The following is a 19,374-nucleotide window of genomic DNA, read 5'->3' as shown; positions in this document are numbered from 1 at the left end:
ACACGCTGAACGAAGCCGCACGCAGCGTCGCAGGCGCTCTCGACGTCGTCGCAGGAGGATCCCATGCAGTTCCATCACCACGGGTACGTCTCGGGAGAGCCGCGCATCCAGGATGCGGCCGGCACCGGCATCGATCGGCCGGCGGAGCTGCCCGACGAGATGGACGTCCTCATCGTCGGCTCGGGGCCTGCGGGCATGCTGCTGGCCGCCCAGCTGTCGCAGTTCCCCGCCGTCATGACGCGCCTCATCGAACGCCGGGGCGGTCGCCTCGCGCTGGGGCAGGCCGATGGCATCCAGCCGCGCAGCGTGGAGACGTTCCAGGCCTTCGGCTTCGCCGAGCGGATCGTCGCCGAGGCGTACAACATCGCGTACATGAACTTCTGGGGCCCCGACCCCGAGAACCCGCGCAGCATCATCCGGACCGCACGCACCGAGGACTACGCGTTCAAGATCAGCGAGTTCCCGCACCTCATCGTCAACCAGGCGCGCGTGCTGGACTACTTCGCCGAGGCCGCCCTCAACGGACCGGCTCGGATCGCACCGGACTACGGGATCGAGTTCGTGGGCTTGACGGTGCACGACGAGGGCGAGCATCCCGTCGAGGTGCGCGTGCGGTATGTCACGGGCCCGCGGCAGGGCGAGGAGCGCACGGTGCGCGCGAAGTACGTCGCCGGCTGCGACGGCGCGCGCAGCGGCGTGCGCGAGGCGATCGGGCGCAAGCACGTGGGCCGGTTCGCGTCGCACGCGTGGGGCGTGATGGACGTGCTGGTCAACACCGACTTCCCGGACTGGCGGACCAAGTGCGCGATCACCTCCTCGGCGGGGAACATCCTGCACATCCCGCGGGAGGGCGGGTACCTCAGCCGCATGTACATCGACCTCGGTGAGGTCCCCGAGGGCGACAACCACCGCGTGCGGCAGACGCCGATCGAGGAGATCATCCGGCGGGCGAACGAGATCCTCCACCCGTACTCGCTGGATGTGAAGCAGGTCGCGTGGCACAGCGTCTACGAGGTGGGGCACCGCGTCACCGACAAGTTCGACGACGTGCCCGAAGGCGCGGACCGCGATCCGCGCGTCTTCCTCACCGGCGACGCGTGCCACACGCACAGCGCCAAGGCCGGTCAGGGCATGAACGTCTCGATGCAGGACGGGTTCAATCTCGGATGGAAGCTCGGGCACGTGCTCACCGGCCTGAGCCCCGCCTCGCTGCTGTCGACGTACTCCGCGGAGCGCCAGCCGGTCGCTCAGCAGCTCATCGACTTCGACCGTGAGTGGTCCTCCCTCATGGCACGCAAGCCCGAGGAGATCTCCGACCCGCAGGATCTCGCCAACTACTACCTCGCCACCGCTGAATTCCCCTCCGGGTTCATGACGCAGTACGGGCCATCCGCCGTCGTCGCCGGGAACGAGCATCAGGCGCTCGCCCCGGGGTTCCCGGTCGGCAAGCGCTTCAAGTCCGTCGAAGTGGTGCGGGTGTGCGACGGCAACGTCGTTCACCTGGGTCACCACGCCAAGGCGGACGGCCGCTGGCGGATCTACGCCTTCGCGGACGCGCCGGCCGCCGGTGAGCCCTCGGCGCTCGCCGCCTGGGCGCAGTGGCTCTCGTCCCCGGATTCGCCGGTCACGCGGCACACCCCGCCCGGGGCGGACGTCGATGCCGTCTTCGACGTGAAGGTGGTCTATCAGCAGAGGTTCGAAGACATCGACATCATGCGGGTGCCGCCGATCTTCCTGCCGAGGACCGGACCGTTGGGCCTCATCGACTGGGAGAAGGTCTATGCGGCTGCCCCGAGCGCGTGGAGCAGCGCCGACATCTTCGCCGAGCGAGAGCTGTCACGCGAGGGCGTCGTCGTCGTCGTGAGGCCTGACCAGTACGTGGCCGCGGTGCTGCCGTTCTCGGCGACCGACGAGCTCGCGGGACTCTTCGCGCAGTCGATGCGCGTGCAGCGCACCTCGGCCCTCGCACGCTGAATCCCTCCGCGAGGGCGAGCAGCCGACCCGGGCTGTACATCGCGTATATCGGCCGCGGCGGCGGCGAGGGGCAGAATGGCCCGACAGGCAATGAGAAGGGGATGCTGTGACTGACACCGCGACGCGCTCCGGCACTCACGACGAAAAGAGGGAGTCCGGCGTGACCGACGACCGCGAGACCGAGCTTCTGGCGTCCGTTCCGGACGGCCTGTTCATCGCAGGCCGGTGGCGCGCGTCGTCCAGCGGCAAGACGCTCAAGGTCTACGACCCCTCCAACGGGCAGGTCGTCAAGGAGATCGCAGACGCCGGGCCCGAGGACGGCAGGGCGGCGCTCGATGCCGCCGTGGAGGCGTTCCCGGCGTGGGCCGCCACGCCCGCCCGCGAGCGTGCCGAGATCCTCCGTCGCGCCTTCGATCTGCTGCAGGAGCGCAAGGAGGACTTCGCGCTTCTCATGACGATCGAGATGGGCAAGCCGCTGGCGGAAGCGCGCGGCGAGGTCGCGTACGGCGGGGAGTTCCTGCGCTGGTTCAGCGAGGAGACGGCCCGGGTGCAGGGTCGCTACGGCGCCAACCCCGAGGGCACCGGCCGCATGATCGTGTCGCAGCATCCGGTCGGCCCCTGCTTCCTCATCACGCCCTGGAACTTCCCCCTCGCGATGGCGACGCGCAAGATCGCGCCGGCGCTGGCTGCCGGGTGCACCGTGGTCATCAAGCCCGCCGAACTCACGCCGCTGACGACGCTGGCGTTCGCGCGGCTGCTGGAGGAGTCCGGCGTGCCGGCCGGCGTGGTCAACGTCTTCACCACCTCGACGTCCGGTGCCGTCTCGGAGCCGATCATCCGGGACCCGCGTCTGCGCAAGCTCTCGTTCACCGGGTCGACCCCCGTGGGCCAGAAGCTGCTGGAGCAGGCGGCGCAGGGCGTGCTGCGCACGTCGATGGAGCTCGGCGGCAACGCGCCGTTCGTCGTGTTCGAGGACGCCGACCTCGACAAGGCCGTCGACGGCGCGATGCTCGCGAAGTTCCGCAACATCGGGCAGGCATGCACGGCCGCGAACCGCTTCATCGTGCAGCGCTCGGTCGCCGACGAGTTCGCGCGGCGCGTGACCGAGCGGGTGCAGGCGCTGAAGATCGGCCGCGGCACCGAGGAGGGCGTGGCCATCGGTCCGCTCATCGACGACCGCGCGGTAGCGAAGGCGACGCAGCTCGTCGACGATGCCGTGGCACGCGGCGCGGAGCTGCGTACTGGCGGCAGGGCCGTCGACGGCCCCGGCACGTTCTACGAGCCGACGGTCGTCACGGACGTCCGGCCGGGCAGCGAGATCCTGCGCGAGGAGATCTTCGGACCCGTGCTGGCGATCGTCCCGTTCGACACCGAGGACGACGCCGTCCGCATCGCCAACGACACCGAGTACGGGCTCGTCTCGTACGTCTTCACCGAGAGCCTCCCACGCGGTCAGCGCATGATCGAGCGCCTCGAGACCGGGATGATGGGGCTGAACGTCGGAGTCGTCTCCAACGCCGCGGCGCCGTTCGGCGGCTGGAAGATGTCGGGACTGGGCCGCGAAGGCGGCGCCGAGGGTATCCACGAGTACCTGCAGACGAAGTACACCCTGACGCCGAACCCGTTCTGACGCATCCCGGACACGTGATGTCCGGGTCGGTGCGCATGATGGGTTCGTGGAGAATGCGACGGTGCGCCGGGAGCGCCTGCGATCGCATCGGCTGAGCGCGCTCGCGCCGACGGTCGCCCAGGCCGCCCGCCACATGCTGGCCACGCAGGCGCAGGAGTTCTGGGGCGGACGGTGGGCCCTCGCCGCTCGCACGCGCGGACGCCCCACGGTGCGGGACGTGGATGCGGCCTTCGACCGAGGCGACATCGTGAGGTCATGGACCATGCGCGGGACGATCCACGCCATCCCGGCCGAGGACCTGGCGTGGGTGCTGTCGGTGACCGGAGAGCGCCAGCTCAGGCAGGCGGCCGCGGTGCATCGCCGCGAGGGCCTCGTCGGTGGCGAGGTCGCACGGGCGGAGGCGGCCGTGCGCACCGCTCTGTCCGGTGGCAACAGGCTGACCCGCAAGGAGCTGTTCGACGTCCTCGAGACGCAGGGCGTTCCTACGGCAGGGCAACGGGGCTACCACGCCCTGGTCGCCCTGTCACTGCGCGGGGTCGTGTGCCAGGGGCCGGTCGTCCCGCGCGACGGCGGCCCCACGCGCGAGCAGTACCTCGTCCTCACGGAGGAGTGGATCGGGGATGCGGCGAGCCCGGCGGACCCGCTCGCCGAGTTCTTCGTCCGCTACGTCGCATCGCACGGTCCCGCGGGCGCGCGGGATTTCGCATGGTGGACGGGGCTGCCCCTCGGCGTCGCCCGCGCCGCCGCGGCGTCGGCATCCGACCGGCTCACGATGGTCGACGACGAGCCGGAGCCCCAGTTCGTCGTGGCCGATGCTCGTCCCCGCCGCACGCCCGATGCGCCGGAGGTGGTCGCGCTGCCGCCGTTCGAGGAGTACTACCTCTCCTACGCCGACCGGACGGTGCCCTGCGCGCAGGAGTTCCTCGCGGCGATCGGGCCGAGCATGAACGGGATCGTGCGGCCCATCATCGTCGCGCGGGGCGAAGTCGTCGGGGTATGGAAGCACTCCGTGGCCGTCGGCCGGCATGCGGACGATCCCACGCCTGCGCTGTTCAGGCCGGAAGCGGCGAGCGATCACGAGGTCGCGGCCGCGCTGCGGCGCTACCGCGACTTCATCAGCGGGTGACCGGTTCGCCGCCGCTCACGCGTGCCGGTCCAGGAAGGCGTAGACCTCGTTGTCGTCGACGCCCGGGAACGCGCCGCGCGGAAGAGGGGAGAACATCTGCATGTGGACGCGCGCGCTCGGCCATGCTTTGCCGGCCCACCGCGCGGCGACGTCGGCGGGAGGTCGGCGGCAGCAGGACTCATCCGGGCACGTGGAGGTCGCCCGCTTCTGCGTCTCGCGGCCGCGGAACCAGCGTGCATCGTCGAACGGCACGCCGACGGTGATGGAGAACTCGCCGTCGGACGTGGTGCCGGTCTGCGTCGAGCACCAGTAGGTGCCGGCGGGGGTGTCGGTGTACTGGTAGTGCTCGGTGGTGCGGTTCTGCTCCGAGAACGCCGCCCGCGCGGAGAACCGGCGGCAGGCGATCTGACCGTCGACGGCCCCGGTGACGTCCATCGGCAGCGGCAGCCCGTCGTTCTCGTAGACCCGTGAGATCGTGCCCGACCCGTCCACCCGCAGGAAGTGCAGCGCGATGCCCAGGTGGTGGGTGGCGAGGTTGGTCAGCCGCATGCCGGCTGCCTCGTGCGTCACGCCGAAGGCGTCTCGGAAGTCCTCCACGGCGAGATTGCGGTCCTTCTTCGCCTGCTGCAGGAACGCCACCGCCGCCGTCTCGGGCATCAGGCAGCACGCCGCGTAGTAGTTGATCTCGAGCCGCTGCTGGAGGAAGTCGGCGTAGTCGGTGGGCGGCTGGTGCCCGAGCAGCCGGTGCGCCATCGCCTGCAGCGCCATGGAGCGCAGGCCGTGCCCGCCGGGGATCGATGCCGGCGGCAGGTAGATGCGTCCGTGCTCGAGGTCGGTGACCGAGCGCGTCGAGTGCGGCAGGTCGTTGACGTAGATCAGCTCGAAGCCGAGCTTCTCGGCCATGATGCTGACCGTGCGGTGCGTGAGCGCCCCCGAGACGTGTCCCGCCGCCTTCAGCTGCTTCTCGGCGAGCTTCTCGATGTCGGGCAGGTAGTTGTCGAGTGCTCGCATCTTCAGCCGCAGCTCCGTATTGGCCCGTCGGGCCTCCTCGGGAGTCGCGATGGCCTCGCGCTCGCGCCGCTGCAGCTCCCGGTGCAGCCCGAGGATGGATTCGATCGTCTCGTCGGTCATCGTCTTGGTCACCTTGACCGGCGGGATGCCGAGCTGACGGAAGACCGAGCTCTTCTGCGCCCGCTCCAGCTCGATCTCGAGGGCCGCCCGGCGGTTGGGCGGCTCGTTGGAGAGCAGATCGGCGACCTCGACGCCCGTGGCGGCGGCGATGGCCTGCAGCAGCGACAGCTTCGGCTCGCGCTTGCCGTTCTCGATGAGGCTCAGCTGGCTTCCGGCGACCCCCACCAGCTCGCCCAGCTCGTCGAGCGTATAGCCGTGCGAGAGGCGCTGATGGCGGATGCGGTGGCCCAGGGTCGACAGTTCCAGCGACGTCGGTGGCATTCCTTGATGCTAGCGAAAGAATCGCGACTCTTGTCGCACGGCTGGTCTCGAAAACGCGTCGATAGGCGCTCACAGTGGAGGAAGAGCACGAATTGCATCGTCGAATCGAAGGGGACCGACATCATGGCGCTGGCCGACATCTTCACCCGGAACGACAGTCCCGCACCCACCGCACCGACACCCAGGCGGACGTTCGGGGACGTGCCGGCCATTCAGGGTGCGGGCATGTCCGCCCTGCTCGAGTGGGTCGACGAGATCGCCGCGCTGACGGCGCCGGACCGTGTCCACTGGGTCGACGGCTCCCGCGCTGAGAACGATGCGCTGCTGCGCCAGATGGTGGACGACGGCAAGCTCATCAAGCTCAATCCCGAGTGGCGCCCCGGCTCCTACCTGGCGCGCTCCCACCCGAGCGACGTCGCCCGCACCGAGGCGAGGACCTACATCGCCTCCGAGCGCGAGGAGGACGCCGGCCCCACGAACAACTGGATCGATCCCGACGAGATCCGCGCGACGCTCACGCCCCTGTTCCGAGACTCGATGAAGGGCCGGACGATGTACGTCGTGCCCTTCTCGATGGGTCCGGTGGGCGGTCCGCTCTCGCACATCGGCGTGCAGATCACCGACAGCGCGTACGCCGTGGCCTCCATCGGGATCATGACGCGCGTGGGCACCGAGGTGCTGCGCGAGATCGCCGCGGGCGCACAGTGGGTGAAGACCGTGCACTCCGTCGGTGCCCCGCTCGCGCCGGGCGAGCAGGACGTCGCCTGGCCGTGCAACGACGAGAAGTACATCGTGCACTTCCCCGACACCCTCGAGGTGTGGTCGTTCGGCTCCGGCTACGGCGGCAATGCCATCCTGGCCAAGAAGTGCTTCGCGCTGCGGATCGCCTCGGTGATCGGCCGGAACGAGGGGTGGCTCGCCGAGCACATGCTGCTCATCCGGGTGATCGACCCGGCCGGGCGGGCCTACCATCTCGCCGCGGCGTTCCCGTCGGCCTGCGGCAAGACGAACCTGGCGATGCTGCGTCCCACGATCCCCGGGTGGCGCGTCGAGACGCTCGGCGACGACATCGCATGGCTGCGTCCCGGCGAGGACGGCCGGCTGTGGGCGATCAACCCCGAGGCGGGCTTCTTCGGAGTCGCTCCCGGCACCGGATCGGCCACGAACGTCACGGCCGTCGAGACGCTGTGGGGCAACACCATCTTCACGAACGTGGCGCTGCGTCCCGACGGCGACGTGTGGTGGGAGGGCCTCACGGACGAGCCGCCCGCGGAGCTCACCGACTGGGAGGGGAATCCCTGGACGCCGGCATCCGGTCGACCGGCCGCCCACCCCAACTCCCGCTTCACCGTGTCCGCCGCCCAGTGCCCCCAGATCGCCGAGGACTGGGACGCGCCGCAGGGCGTGCCGCTGGATGCGATCCTGTTCGGCGGCCGCCGCGCCACCAACGTTCCGCTGGTGGTCGAGGCCACGGACTGGACGCACGGCGTCTTCATGGGATCCAACGTCTCGTCCGAGCGCACCGCGGCGGCCGAGGGCACCGTCGGCGAGCTGCGCCGGGACCCGTTCGCCATGCTTCCGTTCTGCGGCTACAACATGGCCGACTACTTCGGCCACTGGCTCAAGGTGGGACAGAAGCTGCGCTTCGACCGCGCACCCCGCGTGTTCCAGGTGAACTGGTTCCGCAAGGGCGCCGACGGCCGGTTCCTGTGGCCGGGATTCGGTGAGAACTCCCGCGTCATCGACTGGATCATCCGGCGCATCGAGGGCGAAGTGGGCGCGGTCGACAGCCCCATCGGGCGTCTCCCGCGGACGGAGGATCTCGACCTCGACGGCCTGGACATCTCGCAGGACGACCTCGATGAGCTCTTCGCCATCGATCCGGCGTCGTGGCTTCGTGAGGCGGATCTGACCGAGGAGTTCTACCGCACGTTCGACGGCCGCGTGCCGGCGCCCCTGTGGGCCGAGCTCGCAGCGCTGCGCTACCGCCTGCAACGCGCCTGAGTCGTTCGCCGGGGGAGCGGATGCCTCGGCGCGCCGGACCGGCGCCCGGGGCATCCGCGGTTTCGGGCGTGCGCGGCGGTCGCGTCGGCGTCGGACCGTGCCGACGTCAGACCAGCAGCTGGTGCTTCGCGAGGTCGCGGTACAGCGGCGTGGACTGCACGAGCTCGGAGTGCGTGCCCTGGCCCACGACCCGGCCATGCTCGAGCACGACGATGTGGTCGCTGTCCACGACGGTCGACAGGCGGTGGGCGATCACGATGAGCGTGCGGCCCGACGCGACCGCGTCGATCGCCGCGCGCATCCGCTGCTCGTTGAGGCCGTCGAGCGAGGACGTCGACTCGTCCAGCAGCAGGATCGGCGGGGCGGCGAGCAGGGCGCGCGCGATCGCGAGGCGCTGGCGCTCTCCGCCCGAGAGCATCACGCCGCCCTCGCCGACCGGCGCCTGCAGACCCAGCGGGCTGCGGTCGAGCACCTCGCCGAGGTTGACCGCGCGCAGCACCGCCTCGCATCGGGCGTCGGTCGCGTCGGGGGATGCCAGCCGGAGGTTGTCGGCGAGCGTGCCGGCCAGTGTCGGGGCGTCCTGCTCGACGTAGCCGAGCTGCGCGCGCAGCGCCTTCCGGTCGATCGCGCGCACGTCCACGCCGTCGAGCAGGATCGACCCGGATGTGGGGTCGTAGAACCGCTCGATGAGAGCGAGCGTCGTGCTCTTGCCCGCGCCGGAGGGCCCCACGAGGGCGACGCGCGCGCCGCGCGGCACCGAGAACGACACGCCGCGCAGCACCTCGCCGTCGGTGTGCGAGGCGGCCGGCGCGGATCCCTCGCCCGCCGTCTCCGCCGTGGTCATCGCCGAGGCGTCCACGTGCGCGTTCTCGAGCACGGCCCGCGCCTCGGATTCGGCCTTGCGCCGTGCCGCGACCACCGCCTCGGGATAGCGGAAGTGCACGTCTCGGAACTCGATCGCAGGCGTGTCGGCCGCGGGGGGCGCGTCCGAGCGCACCCTCGCCGCGATCTCGGCATCGTGCTGCGATTCGGTGGGCAGGTCGAGCACCTCTTGGATGCGTCCGAGCGCACCCAGCGCCTGATTGACCGAGGTGATCGCCCCGAAGAACGACCCGAGCGGTGCGATCAGCATGAACAGGAACATGATGAACATCACCAGGCTCGCGATCGAGATCGCCCCTGTGGCCACGCGGAAGCCGCCCAGCCCGATCACGACAAGCAGCGACACCTGCAGCGCGATGCCCGCGATCGGGACGACGAGGGCGGAGACCTTGGCGATCCGCACGCCGACGCGGTACGCGTCGCTGGCGCGCTCGGTCACGGCGTCGATCTCGCGCTCGGTCGCACCGGACGCGCGGACCGTGCGGATCGAGCCCACCGCGCGTTCGACGCCGGAGGCCAGCTCGCCGACCTTCTCCTGCTGCTCCGTCGAGGCGGTGCGGATGCGACCGCTCAGCGCCGTCACGCCGAGCACCGAGACGCCGATCACGAGCACGATGATCGCCAGCAGCAGCGGGTCGATCACCGCCATCGCGATGAGCGCGCCTGCGAACAGCAGGGCGTTGCCGATCGCGTCGGCGAGGCCCTGGGTGAGCGCGGCGTACAGCAGCGTCGTGTCGCTGCCCACTCGCGACACCAGGTCGCCGGTGCGTCGCGCGTCGAACTCGCTGATCGGCAGATGCAGGATGCGGGCGATGAGCTTGCGCCGGCTGGAGTAGACCACAGCGGTGCCCGTGCGCTGGAGCAGGTAGTGCTGCCACGCGGTGATCAGGGACGCCACCACGACGAATCCGACGAGGGCCCACAGCAGCAGGCCGAGGTCGGCACCGTGCTGCACCCGGTCGATCACCTGCCCCACCAGGAGCGGCTGCACGAGCGTCGCGATGGAGCCCAGGATGCTGAGCACCGACACCACGATCAGCGTGCTCCTGTGCTCGAAGAGGAACGGCAGCAGCTGGCCGAAGGTCGCGCGCGGACCCTCGGTCGCGGGGCGGCGGCGCAGACCCCGGCCCCGGGCACGTGTGGTGCGCGCGGCGTCCGGGGCGGGCGGAGTGTCGGCGGAGGGCATGGGTGTACCTCGTTCGTGCTGGGGGGTCACTTCCGACCGTACTTCTTGTGGACGGCCTGTCTCGTCACGCCGAGGGCGGCGGCGATCGCCTGCCAGGAGAGACCCAGGTTGCGAGCCCTGCGCACCTGCACCTCCTCGGCGCGAGCGAGCTCGCGCCGCACCTCGGCCAGCCGCCGCAGCTCCGCGATCGGCTCGCGTTCGGGCGCGGCGCCGATCAGCGTGCGGATGTCATCCCCGCTCATCTCACCTCCCGGTCGATGGCATGGACGCTTCGGGCGAGGCGTCCGGCGTCAACCGTAGTTGACGGCTCCACCGATGTCAACTCCGGTTGACGCGCCGCATGTCGACGGCCGGCGCTAGTGTGGTCCGGTGCCTGCCCCCGTCATCGAAGCGAAAGATCTCGTCAAGGCGTACAAGGTCAAGGGAAAGCCCGACTTCCTCGCGGTCGACGGCCTGTCGTTCGAGGTGGCCCCCGGCGAGTCGTTCGGCCTGCTCGGCCCCAACGGCGCCGGCAAGTCGACGACGATGAAGATGATCGGCGCCGTGTCCACCCGCACCGGCGGAGATCTGACGATCCTCGGACTGGACCCGGACCGGTACGGCCCCGAGATCCGCTCGCGCCTGGGAGTCGTGCCGCAGCAGGACAATCTCGACGGCGAGCTCAACGCGCGCGAGAACCTCTACATCTACGGCCGCTATTTCGGGCTGCCGGGCAAGGTGTGCGCCGAGAAGGCCGACGAGCTTCTGGCGTTCGCGCAGCTGGAGGACAAGGCCAGGAACAAGGTCGACCAGCTCTCGGGCGGCATGAAGCGACGTCTGACGATCGCGCGCGGGCTCATCAACGACCCCCGCATCCTGCTGCTGGACGAGCCGACGACGGGCCTGGACCCCCAGGCGCGGCATGTGCTGTGGGATCGGCTGTTCCGCCTGAAGGAGCGCGGCACCACGCTCGTGCTCACCACGCACTACATGGACGAGGCCGAGCAGCTGTGCGATCGGCTCATCGTGGTCGACAAGGGCCGCATCATGGCCGAGGGGACGCCGGCGTCCCTCATCCGCGAGCATTCCAGCCGCGAGGTGCTCGAGGTACGCTTCGGCTCCGACCGCAACCAGCAGGTCGCGCCGCAGCTCGAGGGCATCGGCGACCGCGTCGAGGTGCTCCCCGACCGCATCCTCGTCTACGCCCACAACGGCGAGCAGGCGCTCGAGGCCGTCATCGGCCGCGGCTTGCAGCCCCTGACCTCGCTCGTGCGCCGCTCGAGCCTCGAAGACGTGTTCCTGCGACTGACCGGAAGGTCGCTGATCGAATGAGCGAGGAGGAGTCCCGGGCCGCGGACGGCGGCCGCCGCCCCTCTGCGTCCGCGTCGCCGCCGGCACCGCCGTCGAGCGCCGTCGACGAGGCGAGCATCGACGGGCTGCGGGCGGAGGCCATGGAGTGGGGGCGCAAGCCCCGGGCGCTGGGCACGTGGTACGTCGCAGAGCACATGGTCCGGGCGATGCGCGCGTACGGCTGGACGATCATCGTGGGGGCCCTCGGGCAGCCGGTGCTGTACCTGCTGGGCCTGGCCGTGGGACTTGCCGCCCTCATCCGTGAGCCGATCCTCGACGGCGGCGTCGAGGTCCCGTATCTCGTCTTCGTCGCGCCGGCCCTGCTGATGACGTCCGCGATCGCCGTGGCGTCGGAGGAGTTCACCTACCCGGTGATGTCGGGCTTCAAGTGGCGGCGCTACTTCTACGGCTTCAACGCCTCGCCGCTGTCGTCCGGCCAGATCGCCAACGGCGTGGCGGCGGGTGCCGCGGCTCGCATGGCGGTCACCGTCGTGCTCTACTTCGTCTTCGTCGCGCTGTTCCTCATGTGGCTCCACCCCGACGCGCTCGTGCCGGCGACCGCCTGGCTCTCTGCGATCATCGGGCTGCTGGCGGGCCTGGCGTTCGGCGCGCCGCTCATGGCCTATGCCGCGTCGATCGAGGACGACAAGGGCCAGTTCGCGCTGGTGCAGCGGTTCATCTTCATGCCGATGTTCCTCTTCTCAGGCACGTTCTATCCGCTGGACAACCTCGGGTGGCTCCAGTGGATCGGCTGGGTCTCGCCGCTGTGGCACGCCACCGAGCTCGGGCGCGTGGTCACCTACGGGAAGGACACCGACGCCGTCCTGATCGCGGTCCACGTCGCGTATCTGCTCGTGCTCGCCGTGGCGGGGATGGTCATGGCACGGCGGCTGTTCGAGAGGAGGCTGGCGAAGTGAGCGCACCCGCCTCCCGCACGGCCCTCGTGCAGTCCGACGACGCCGTCCGCCGCGGCGGCGTCCGCGCCCTCTGGGCCGGCAATCCGCAGTCCGTCGTCCAGCGAGGACTGGTCGCGGCCCGCTCCTCGAGCTGGATCGTCGTGCTGTCGGGATTCTTCGAGCCGGTGTTCTACCTGGCATCGATGGGCATCGGCCTGGGCGGGATCATCGGCGACGTCGAGACCTCCAGCGGCGTTGAGGTCTCGTATGCCGCCTTCATCGCGCCGGCGCTGCTGGCGGTGTCGGCGATGAACGGCGCCATCTATGACTCCACCTGGAACGTCTTCTTCAAGCTGAACTACGGCAAGCTCTACGAGGGCATGCTGGCGACGTCGCTCGGACCCCTCGACGTCGCGCTCGGCGAGATCCTCTACGCGCTGCTGCGCGGCCTGCTGTACGCGACCGGCTTCATGATCATCATGCAGCTGCTCGGGCTGAACCTCGCCCCGACCGCGATCCTCGCCATCCCCGCGGTGCTCCTCATCGCGTTCGGCTTCGCGAGTCTGGGCATGGCGGTCACCAGCTACATGAAGACGTTCCAGCACATGGACTGGATCAACTTCGTCCTGCTGCCGATGTTCCTGTTCTCGGCGACCCTGTACCCGATCTCGGTCTACCCCGACTGGGTGCAGACGATCGTCATGGCGTTCCCGCTGTGGCACGGCGTCGAGCTGGTGCGCGGGCTGACCACCGGCATCCTCACGCCCGACATGTGGTGGCACGTGCTCTACTACGTCGTCATGATCGCGGTCGGACTGGTGTTCACCACCAAGCGCCTGCGCGCGCTCTTCCTCGACTGACACCGCGGCGCGCCCGCGGCACGAACGACGGATGCCGCGCACCCGAGGGTGCGCGGCATCCGTTCTCCGGGCGGCGGAGCGCTCAGAGCGAGCCGGTCGCCCCGACGCCGAGGTCGGCTTCGTAGTCGACGTCCTTCGTCTCGGGTGAGAGCAGGAGCGCGATGAAGGTCAGCACGCCCATGGCCGAGAGGTACAGCCCGACCAGCCACGGGCTGCCGTCCGCGGCCGACCACAGCGCCACCGCCACGATAGGAGCGAGCGCCGCGCCGAGGATCGACGAGACGTTGTAGGAGATCGCCGAGCCCGAGTACCGCACGTTCGTCGGGAACAGCTCCGGCAGGACCGCGCCCATCGGACCGAACGTCGAGCCCATCAGCATGAACCCGAAGATCAGGAACGCCTGCGTCAGCGCGCCGGTGAACTTCGGGTCGAGCTGCGGCGACAGGAAGATGTTGAACGTGAAGCCGAAGACCACGATGAGTCCGGTGACCCACAGCAGCAGGCGACGCCGGCCGATCGCGTCGGCGATCGGCCCCGACAGCAGCGTGAAGATGCCGAAGAAGACGACGCCGATGATCTGCATGAGCACGAAGTCGGTGTAGCCGAACCCCAGGCCCGGGTAGAACTGCGCGGCGAACGCGCTCGCGTCGAAGGACGTGCCGGCGGCCTCCGCCGCCTTCTGCGCCGCAGCGGACGCCGTCTCGAGGTCGGCGGCCTTCGTGCCGTACGACAGCGTGAAGTTCGTCATCAGGTAGAACAGCACGTAGGTCGCCAGCATGATGAACGTGCCGAGGATCAGGTGCCACCAGTGGTGGCGCAGAACCGCACCCAGCGGGAACCTGCGGATCGCACCCTTCTTCTCCGCCTTGACGAAGGTCTCGGACTCGACCAGCTTCAGCCGCACCCACAGGCCGATGATCACCATGATCGCGGAGAAGAGGAACGGCACCCGCCAGCCCCACGCCAGGAAGTCGGCGGAGCGCTGACCCGCACCATCGGGGTGGGGGAGCAGGTAGTTGATGCCGAGGAACACCGAGTTGGCGATGATGAAGCCGAGCGGCGCACCCAGCTGCGGGAACGTGCCGTACCAGGCGCGCTTGCCCTTCGGGGCGTTCTCCGTGGCCACGAGCGCGGCGCCGGACCATTCGCCGCCGAGGGCGAAGCCCTGGGCCAGGCGCAGGATCAGCAGCAGCACGGCCGCCCATACGCCGATCTCGTTGAAGGTGGGGAGGCAGCCGATGAGGAACGTCGCGATGCCCATCGTCAGCAGCGAGGCGACGAGGGTCGCCTTGCGGCCGAAGCGGTCGCCGAAATGGCCGAAGACGATGGCGCCGAGGGGCCGCGCGATCATCGCCGCGCCGAAGACGCTGAACGACAGCAGCAGCGACGTGGTGTCGTTGCCGGTGGGGAAGAAGAGGATCGGGAAGACCAGCACCGCCGCGGTCGCGTAGACGTAGAAGTCGTAGAACTCGATCGTGGTGCCGACGAGGCTCGCGGTGATGACGCGGGAGCGCGGGTTGGCGGGAGCCGCGCCGGGCGCAGTGGGAGTGGATGCTTTGGTGGGGGAAGCCATGGAAACCTGTGATGCTCGAGGAGGAGCGTCCTCGTGGGACGGCCCGGTGGGCGGTCGCTCGGCGCAGGGGTGACGCGTCAGGCGGCGCTGCGCTGGGTCACCGGGAGTGCAGGCGCTGTCGCCGAGGCACGAGCATCCAGTCTAGTCGCCGGTTGCGCGAGCGCTTCCCGCGCGACGCACGACGGAGACGAAGGGTGCCGCCGACGGTGAGGCATCCGCTCCGTCCTCATGAGGTCAGCGCCAGAGCAGCGCGATGGCGGCGTTCGCGAGGGTCAGCACGCCGATCCCCCAGAAGAGGGCGGACGGGACGGCCCCGGCGCGACGCTGACGGCCTGCGCCGATGCCCAGCAGCGCGCCGATCACCAACAGGATCACGAGCTTCGTGCCCAGCTTGACGTAGTTCAGGTCGCCGTCCAGCCCCCACGGGGCCGCGAGGATGAGGCCGGCGATGCCCGCGATGGCGAGCCCCCAGTGCATGAGACGGGTGATCTGCCGGCGTGTGCCCACCGCCTCGACGACCCAGGCCCCGAACAGCACCGCGAAGCCGACGAGGTGGACGAGCACGACGATCTGACGCAGGGTTTCCATGCTCGTCACCGTACGGCCTCGCGCGGTGGGCCGCCACGAAGGCGCCCCTCACTTCACGGCTCAGCCGCGCTGCGATGCGCCTTCTCGGAGCTCCCGCAGGACGAGCGCCGTGCGCATGGCCGCGTCGGCCGCCTCGAAGCCCTTGTCCTCCTCCGAATCGGGCAGGCCCGCGCGAGCGAGGCCCTGGGCCTCGTCGTCGAGCGTCAGCACGCCGAATCCGACGGGCTTGCCGGTGTCGAGGGCCACGCGCGTCAGGCCGTCCGTCGCCGCCGACGACACGAAGTCGAAGTGCGGGGTGCCGCCGCGGATGATGACCCCGAGGGCCACCACAGCGTCCGCGCCCGCATCGAGCGCCGTCTTCGCGGCGACGGGCAGCTCGAACGAGCCGGGGACGCGCACCAGGCGCCACGTGGCCCCGGCGTCCTCGAGCGCGCGTCCGGCGCCGGCGATGAGGCCGTCGGTGATCGCTTCGTGCCACGTGCCGGCGACGACGACGACGTTCAGTCCGGTCGCGTCGATCCGGCCGATGGTCTGCGGTGCTCCCTTGCCGCTCAACGGGCTGCTCCTTCGTGCATCTGCGCGAGCGCATCGACGAGGTCGTCCTCGGCGATGATGTGGCCCATGCGGTCGCGCTTGGTGGCCAGGTACTGGTGGTTGTTCGGGCCGACGCCGACGAGCAGCGGAACCTGCTCGACGATGTCCAGTCCGAGTTCGCGCAACTGGTTCACCTTGTCGGTGTTGTTCGTCAGCAGGCGCACCTTCTCGACACCCAGGTCGGCGAGGATGCCGGCGGCGGCCGCGTAGTCGCGGGCGTCGGCGGGCAGGCCCAGCGCGAGATTGGCATCGACGGTGTCCAGGCCCCGCTCCTGCAGCGAGTAGGCGCGCAGCTTGTTGATGAGGCCGATGCCGCGTCCCTCGTGGCCGCGCATGTAGACCACGACGCCGCCGTCCTGCTCGATCGCGTCGAGCGCGGCGTCCAGCTGGGGACCGCACTCGCATTTGAGCGACCCGAACGCCTCGCCGGTCAGGCACTCCGAGTGCACGCGCACGAGCGGTGCGTCCGTCAGCTCGCCCGAGACGACGGCGACGTGGTCGGTGCCGGTGACGCGGTCCTTGTACGCGAGGAAGCGGAACTCGCCGTGTGACGTGGGAACGCGCGCCTCCGCCCGCAGGCTCACCCGGCGCTTGTGCGAGCGGCGGGGAGCCGGCTGTACCGGCTCGTGCTCGTCGAGGTGGGCGATGAGCTGCTCGATCGTGATGACCGGGACCCCGTCGCGGGCGCCCAGCTCCTGCAGACCGGGCATCCGCATCATGCTGCCGTCCTCGGCGACGACCTCGCCGATGACGCCGACGGGAGCCAGGCCCGCCAGCCGCGTGAGCTCGACGGCGGCCTCGGTGTGCCCGGCGCGCTCGCGCACGCCGCCATCGACCGCGCGCAGCGGCAGGATGTGTCCCGGGCGGATCAGGCTGGCGGGCGTCGATTCGGGGTCGGCCAGCACGTTGAGAGTGTGTGCGCGGTCGGACGCGCTGATGCCGGTGGACTGACGGTCGGCCGCATCGACGCTCACCGTGTAGGCGGTGCCGCGTGCGTCCTCGTTGTTCTCCACCATCGGCGGCAGATCCAGGCGATCCGCCCACTCCGCGGGCATCGGCGCGCACAGGAAGCCGCTGGTCCAGCGGACCGTCCACGCGACCCACTCGGGCGTGGCCAGCTGGGCCGAGAGCACGACGTCGCCCTCGTTCTCGCGATTCTCATCGTCGGCGACGATGACGGGCCGGCCGGCGCGCAGCGCCTCCAGCGCCTCGGGGATCGTGGCAAGGCTCATTCGGAGCCTCCTTCCGTGGATGCGGCGGGAGCCGCGGGGACTGCGGGGACGACCGCGGACGCGGTCGCGGGAGCGAAAGTGAGAAGGCGCTGGACGTGACGCGCCAGGATGTCGGTCTCCAGGTTGACGCGGTCGCCGGGGACGCGGTCGCCCAGCGTCGTCGCGACGAGCGTCTCGGGGATGAGCGAGACCTCGAACCAGGCATCCGCTGCGCCACTGCTCCCCGGGGCGGGGCTGACGGCGCTCACTGTCAGCGAGACGCCGTCCACGGCGATGGAGCCCTTGTCGACGACGAGAGGAGCGAGGTGGGTCGGGAGAGCGATGCGCAGCACGCGCCACTGCTCCCCGGGGCGGACCTCGAGGACCTCGCCGGTGCCGTCGATGTGGCCCTGAACGATGTGGCCGCCGAGGCGCCCGTGGGCGGCGGTGGCCCGTTCGAGGTTGACGACGCGTCCGGGAGCGACGCCGGACAGCGTCGACATGTCGAGCGTCTGCTTCATCACATCGGCGGCGAACCAGTCCTCGCCTCGATCGATCACGGTCAGGCACACGCCGCTGACCGAGATCGAATCCCCGTGCGCGGCGTCCTCGACGGCCTTCGGGCCGCGCACCGTCACGCGCAGACCCTCGCCGGACGGCTCGACCGCCGTGACTTCGCCGATCTCTTCGACGATTCCCGTGAACATCAGACGTTCCCTTCCTTGTGTCCGTCGCGAGGCGCGTCCTGCGCTGCGGATGCCGGCCGCACGGTGGCGACGACGAGCAGGTCCTCGCCGAGTGTGTCGACGCTCGAGACCTCGAGCCGGCGGGCGTCGGCGATGGTGTCGACGCCGATGTCGCGCACCGCGAGCATGTCGCCGCCCAGCAGCACGGGCGCCACGTAGACCAGGAGCTCGTCGGCGAGCTCCTCGCGAAGGAATGAGGCCGCGACCGCGGGGCCGCCCTCGACGAAGACCCGGTGCACGCCGCGATCGCGCAGGTCGGCGAGCATCGCCGGAAGATCTCCCGGGTACTGCAGGAACTCGCGCGGGTGGCGCCGCAGCGCCGCATCGGCGGGCACTGCCCGGGCCCCGACGACGACGGGCACCGGCTGATCGGGCAGCAGCGCGCCCTCGTGCGTGCGCGCTGTGAGAGCGGGATCGTCGGCCAGCACGGTGCCCGTGCCCACGACGATGGCGTCAGCGAGCGCGCGGCGGCGGTGCACGTCGGCGCGAGCGAGCGCGCCGGTGATCCATCGGCTGGTGCCGTCGGCGGCGGCGGCGCGCCCGTCGAGGCTCTGCGCCCACTTGACCGTGACGTGGGGGCGACCCAGCCGCTGCACGGTGAGCCAGGAGGCCAGCAGCGACTCGGCGTCGGCGGCGAGAAGCCCTGCTTCGACGTCGACACCGGCCGCGCGGAGGCGCTCGGCGCCTCCGGAGGAGTGGTCGCCGGGATCGGCCACGGCGTACACCGCCCGCGAGATGCCGGCGGCGATCAGCGCCTCCGAGCACGGCCCCGTCCGGCCGGTGTGGTTGCACGGCTCGAGCGTCACCACTGCGGTGGCGCCGCGCGCGCCGCCGGGGGACAGCCGGGAGAGGGCGTCCACCTCGGCGTGCGGCGTGCCTGCGCCGCGGTGCCACCCCTCGGCCAGCACGTCACCGGCCGGCGACAGGATGACGGCTCCGACCTGCGGGTTCACGCCGCGCGGGCCGTTGCGGGCGATCGCCAGCGCGCGACGCATCGCGTCGTGTTCCGCCGTGCTCGCCATCCGCTCCTCGTTCCGCCGTGTCGGCGCTCCGGGGCAGGGGAAGCTGCGGCGCGCGTGACGCCGCCCGTGCTGCCTCCCATCCGGACTAGCGACGCAGCCTGCGGGGCAGACCGTCGTCGCATCACCGTCGGTTCCGGGATTCCACCGGATCGGCCGCGGCGGCGTCTTGTCGGACGCTGGTGCCTTGGCTCGCGGACTCTCACCGCCGGTTCGGATTCTCACCGACCCCGGAGCACGTTGATGCTCACGAGTGTAGTCAACGCCGCATCGGCCGATTCATTCCATGTCGGCGCATGCACTC

General features: G+C 70.5%; 16 protein-coding genes. 7 read left to right on the top strand and 9 right to left on the bottom strand.

What is annotated here, in order from left to right:
- Positions 1-63 precede the first annotated feature (63 nt).
- The 3 genes from AC5RVZ_RS28290 (at position 64) to AC5RVZ_RS28280 (ending at position 4,730) form a co-directional block, all read left to right on the top strand.
- A complete protein-coding gene (locus tag AC5RVZ_RS28290; protein WP_494068954.1) occupies positions 64-1,974 on the top strand; it encodes an FAD-binding monooxygenase in 1,911 nt (636 codons plus the stop codon).
- 160 nt (positions 1,975-2,134) lie between these two features.
- Positions 2,135-3,604, top strand: coding sequence for an NAD-dependent succinate-semialdehyde dehydrogenase (locus tag AC5RVZ_RS28285; protein ID WP_494069072.1), 1,470 nt, complete (start codon positions 2,135-2,137; stop codon positions 3,602-3,604).
- 46 nt (positions 3,605-3,650) lie between these two features.
- Entirely contained in the window at positions 3,651-4,730 is a 1,080-nt protein-coding gene (locus AC5RVZ_RS28280) for a winged helix DNA-binding domain-containing protein (protein WP_494068953.1), read from the top strand.
- A gap of 15 nt (positions 4,731-4,745) precedes the next feature.
- On the opposite strand, the gene AC5RVZ_RS28275 is transcribed toward AC5RVZ_RS28280, so the two are convergent.
- Entirely contained in the window at positions 4,746-6,182 is a 1,437-nt protein-coding gene (locus AC5RVZ_RS28275) for a helix-turn-helix domain-containing protein (RefSeq protein WP_494068952.1), read from the bottom strand.
- Positions 6,183-6,305: 123 nt separating this feature from the next.
- Between AC5RVZ_RS28275 and AC5RVZ_RS28270 the strand changes: the two genes are divergently transcribed.
- Positions 6,306-8,186, top strand: coding sequence for a phosphoenolpyruvate carboxykinase (GTP) (locus AC5RVZ_RS28270; RefSeq protein WP_494068951.1), 1,881 nt, complete (start codon positions 6,306-6,308; stop codon positions 8,184-8,186).
- A gap of 106 nt (positions 8,187-8,292) precedes the next feature.
- Here AC5RVZ_RS28270 and AC5RVZ_RS28265 read toward each other — a convergent pair whose 3' ends face one another.
- Together AC5RVZ_RS28265 and AC5RVZ_RS28260 are read right to left on the bottom strand one after the other, a co-directional pair.
- A complete protein-coding gene (locus AC5RVZ_RS28265) occupies positions 8,293-10,254 on the bottom strand; it encodes an ABC transporter ATP-binding protein (protein WP_494068950.1) in 1,962 nt (653 codons plus the stop codon).
- Between the two features lie 26 nt (positions 10,255-10,280).
- The gene (locus AC5RVZ_RS28260; protein ID WP_494068949.1) at positions 10,281-10,496 is read right to left on the bottom strand and encodes an AsnC family protein; all 216 of its coding nucleotides are present in this window, start codon (positions 10,494-10,496) and stop codon (positions 10,281-10,283) included.
- A gap of 127 nt (positions 10,497-10,623) precedes the next feature.
- On the opposite strand from AC5RVZ_RS28260, the gene AC5RVZ_RS28255 reads away from it, so the two are divergent.
- From AC5RVZ_RS28255 to AC5RVZ_RS28245, 3 genes are all read left to right on the top strand, one after another.
- Complete coding sequence (locus tag AC5RVZ_RS28255; RefSeq protein ID WP_494068948.1) at positions 10,624-11,565, top strand: ABC transporter ATP-binding protein; 942 nt, start codon at positions 10,624-10,626, stop codon at positions 11,563-11,565.
- Between the two features lie 119 nt (positions 11,566-11,684).
- Positions 11,685-12,500: an ABC transporter permease gene (locus AC5RVZ_RS28250; protein WP_494069071.1), complete on the top strand. Its 816-nt coding sequence runs from the start codon at positions 11,685-11,687 to the stop codon at positions 12,498-12,500.
- Positions 12,497-13,339 (top strand): ABC transporter permease, encoded by an 843-nt coding sequence (locus AC5RVZ_RS28245; protein WP_494068947.1) that lies wholly within the window; start codon positions 12,497-12,499, stop codon positions 13,337-13,339. The genes AC5RVZ_RS28250 and AC5RVZ_RS28245 overlap by 4 nt, the downstream gene beginning before the upstream one ends.
- Before the next feature lie 82 nt (positions 13,340-13,421).
- Here the strand turns inward: AC5RVZ_RS28245 and AC5RVZ_RS28240 are convergent, their stop codons facing one another.
- The 6 genes from AC5RVZ_RS28240 to ribD all read right to left on the bottom strand — a co-directional run bounded on the left by AC5RVZ_RS28240 (position 13,422) and on the right by ribD (position 19,073).
- Positions 13,422-14,912: an MFS transporter gene (locus AC5RVZ_RS28240; protein WP_494068946.1), complete on the bottom strand. Its 1,491-nt coding sequence runs from the start codon at positions 14,910-14,912 to the stop codon at positions 13,422-13,424.
- Between the two features lie 234 nt (positions 14,913-15,146).
- Positions 15,147-15,500 carry a Fe-S protein gene (locus AC5RVZ_RS28235; RefSeq protein WP_494068945.1) on the bottom strand — a complete coding sequence of 118 codons (354 nt, stop codon included), beginning with the start codon at positions 15,498-15,500 and terminating at the stop codon, positions 15,147-15,149.
- 60 nt (positions 15,501-15,560) lie between these two features.
- Positions 15,561-16,055: a 6,7-dimethyl-8-ribityllumazine synthase gene (gene ribH, locus AC5RVZ_RS28230; RefSeq protein ID WP_494068944.1), complete on the bottom strand. Its 495-nt coding sequence runs from the start codon at positions 16,053-16,055 to the stop codon at positions 15,561-15,563.
- Complete coding sequence (gene ribA, locus AC5RVZ_RS28225) at positions 16,052-17,326, bottom strand: GTP cyclohydrolase II (protein WP_494068943.1); 1,275 nt, start codon at positions 17,324-17,326, stop codon at positions 16,052-16,054. Before ribA ends, ribH begins: the two co-directional genes overlap by 4 nt.
- The gene (locus AC5RVZ_RS28220) at positions 17,323-18,012 is read right to left on the bottom strand and encodes a riboflavin synthase (protein WP_494068942.1); all 690 of its coding nucleotides are present in this window, start codon (positions 18,010-18,012) and stop codon (positions 17,323-17,325) included. The genes ribA and AC5RVZ_RS28220 overlap by 4 nt, the downstream gene beginning before the upstream one ends.
- Positions 18,012-19,073: a bifunctional diaminohydroxyphosphoribosylaminopyrimidine deaminase/5-amino-6-(5-phosphoribosylamino)uracil reductase RibD gene (gene ribD / locus AC5RVZ_RS28215; protein ID WP_494068941.1), complete on the bottom strand. Its 1,062-nt coding sequence runs from the start codon at positions 19,071-19,073 to the stop codon at positions 18,012-18,014. Before ribD ends, AC5RVZ_RS28220 begins: the two co-directional genes overlap by 1 nt.
- Between the last annotated feature and the right edge of the window lie 301 nt (positions 19,074-19,374).

The organism is Arthrobacter sp. Cza30 (assembly GCF_059090765.1).
Note: the sequence above shows the minus strand (reverse complement) of the source record. Positions and strands in the feature narration are given on the sequence as shown.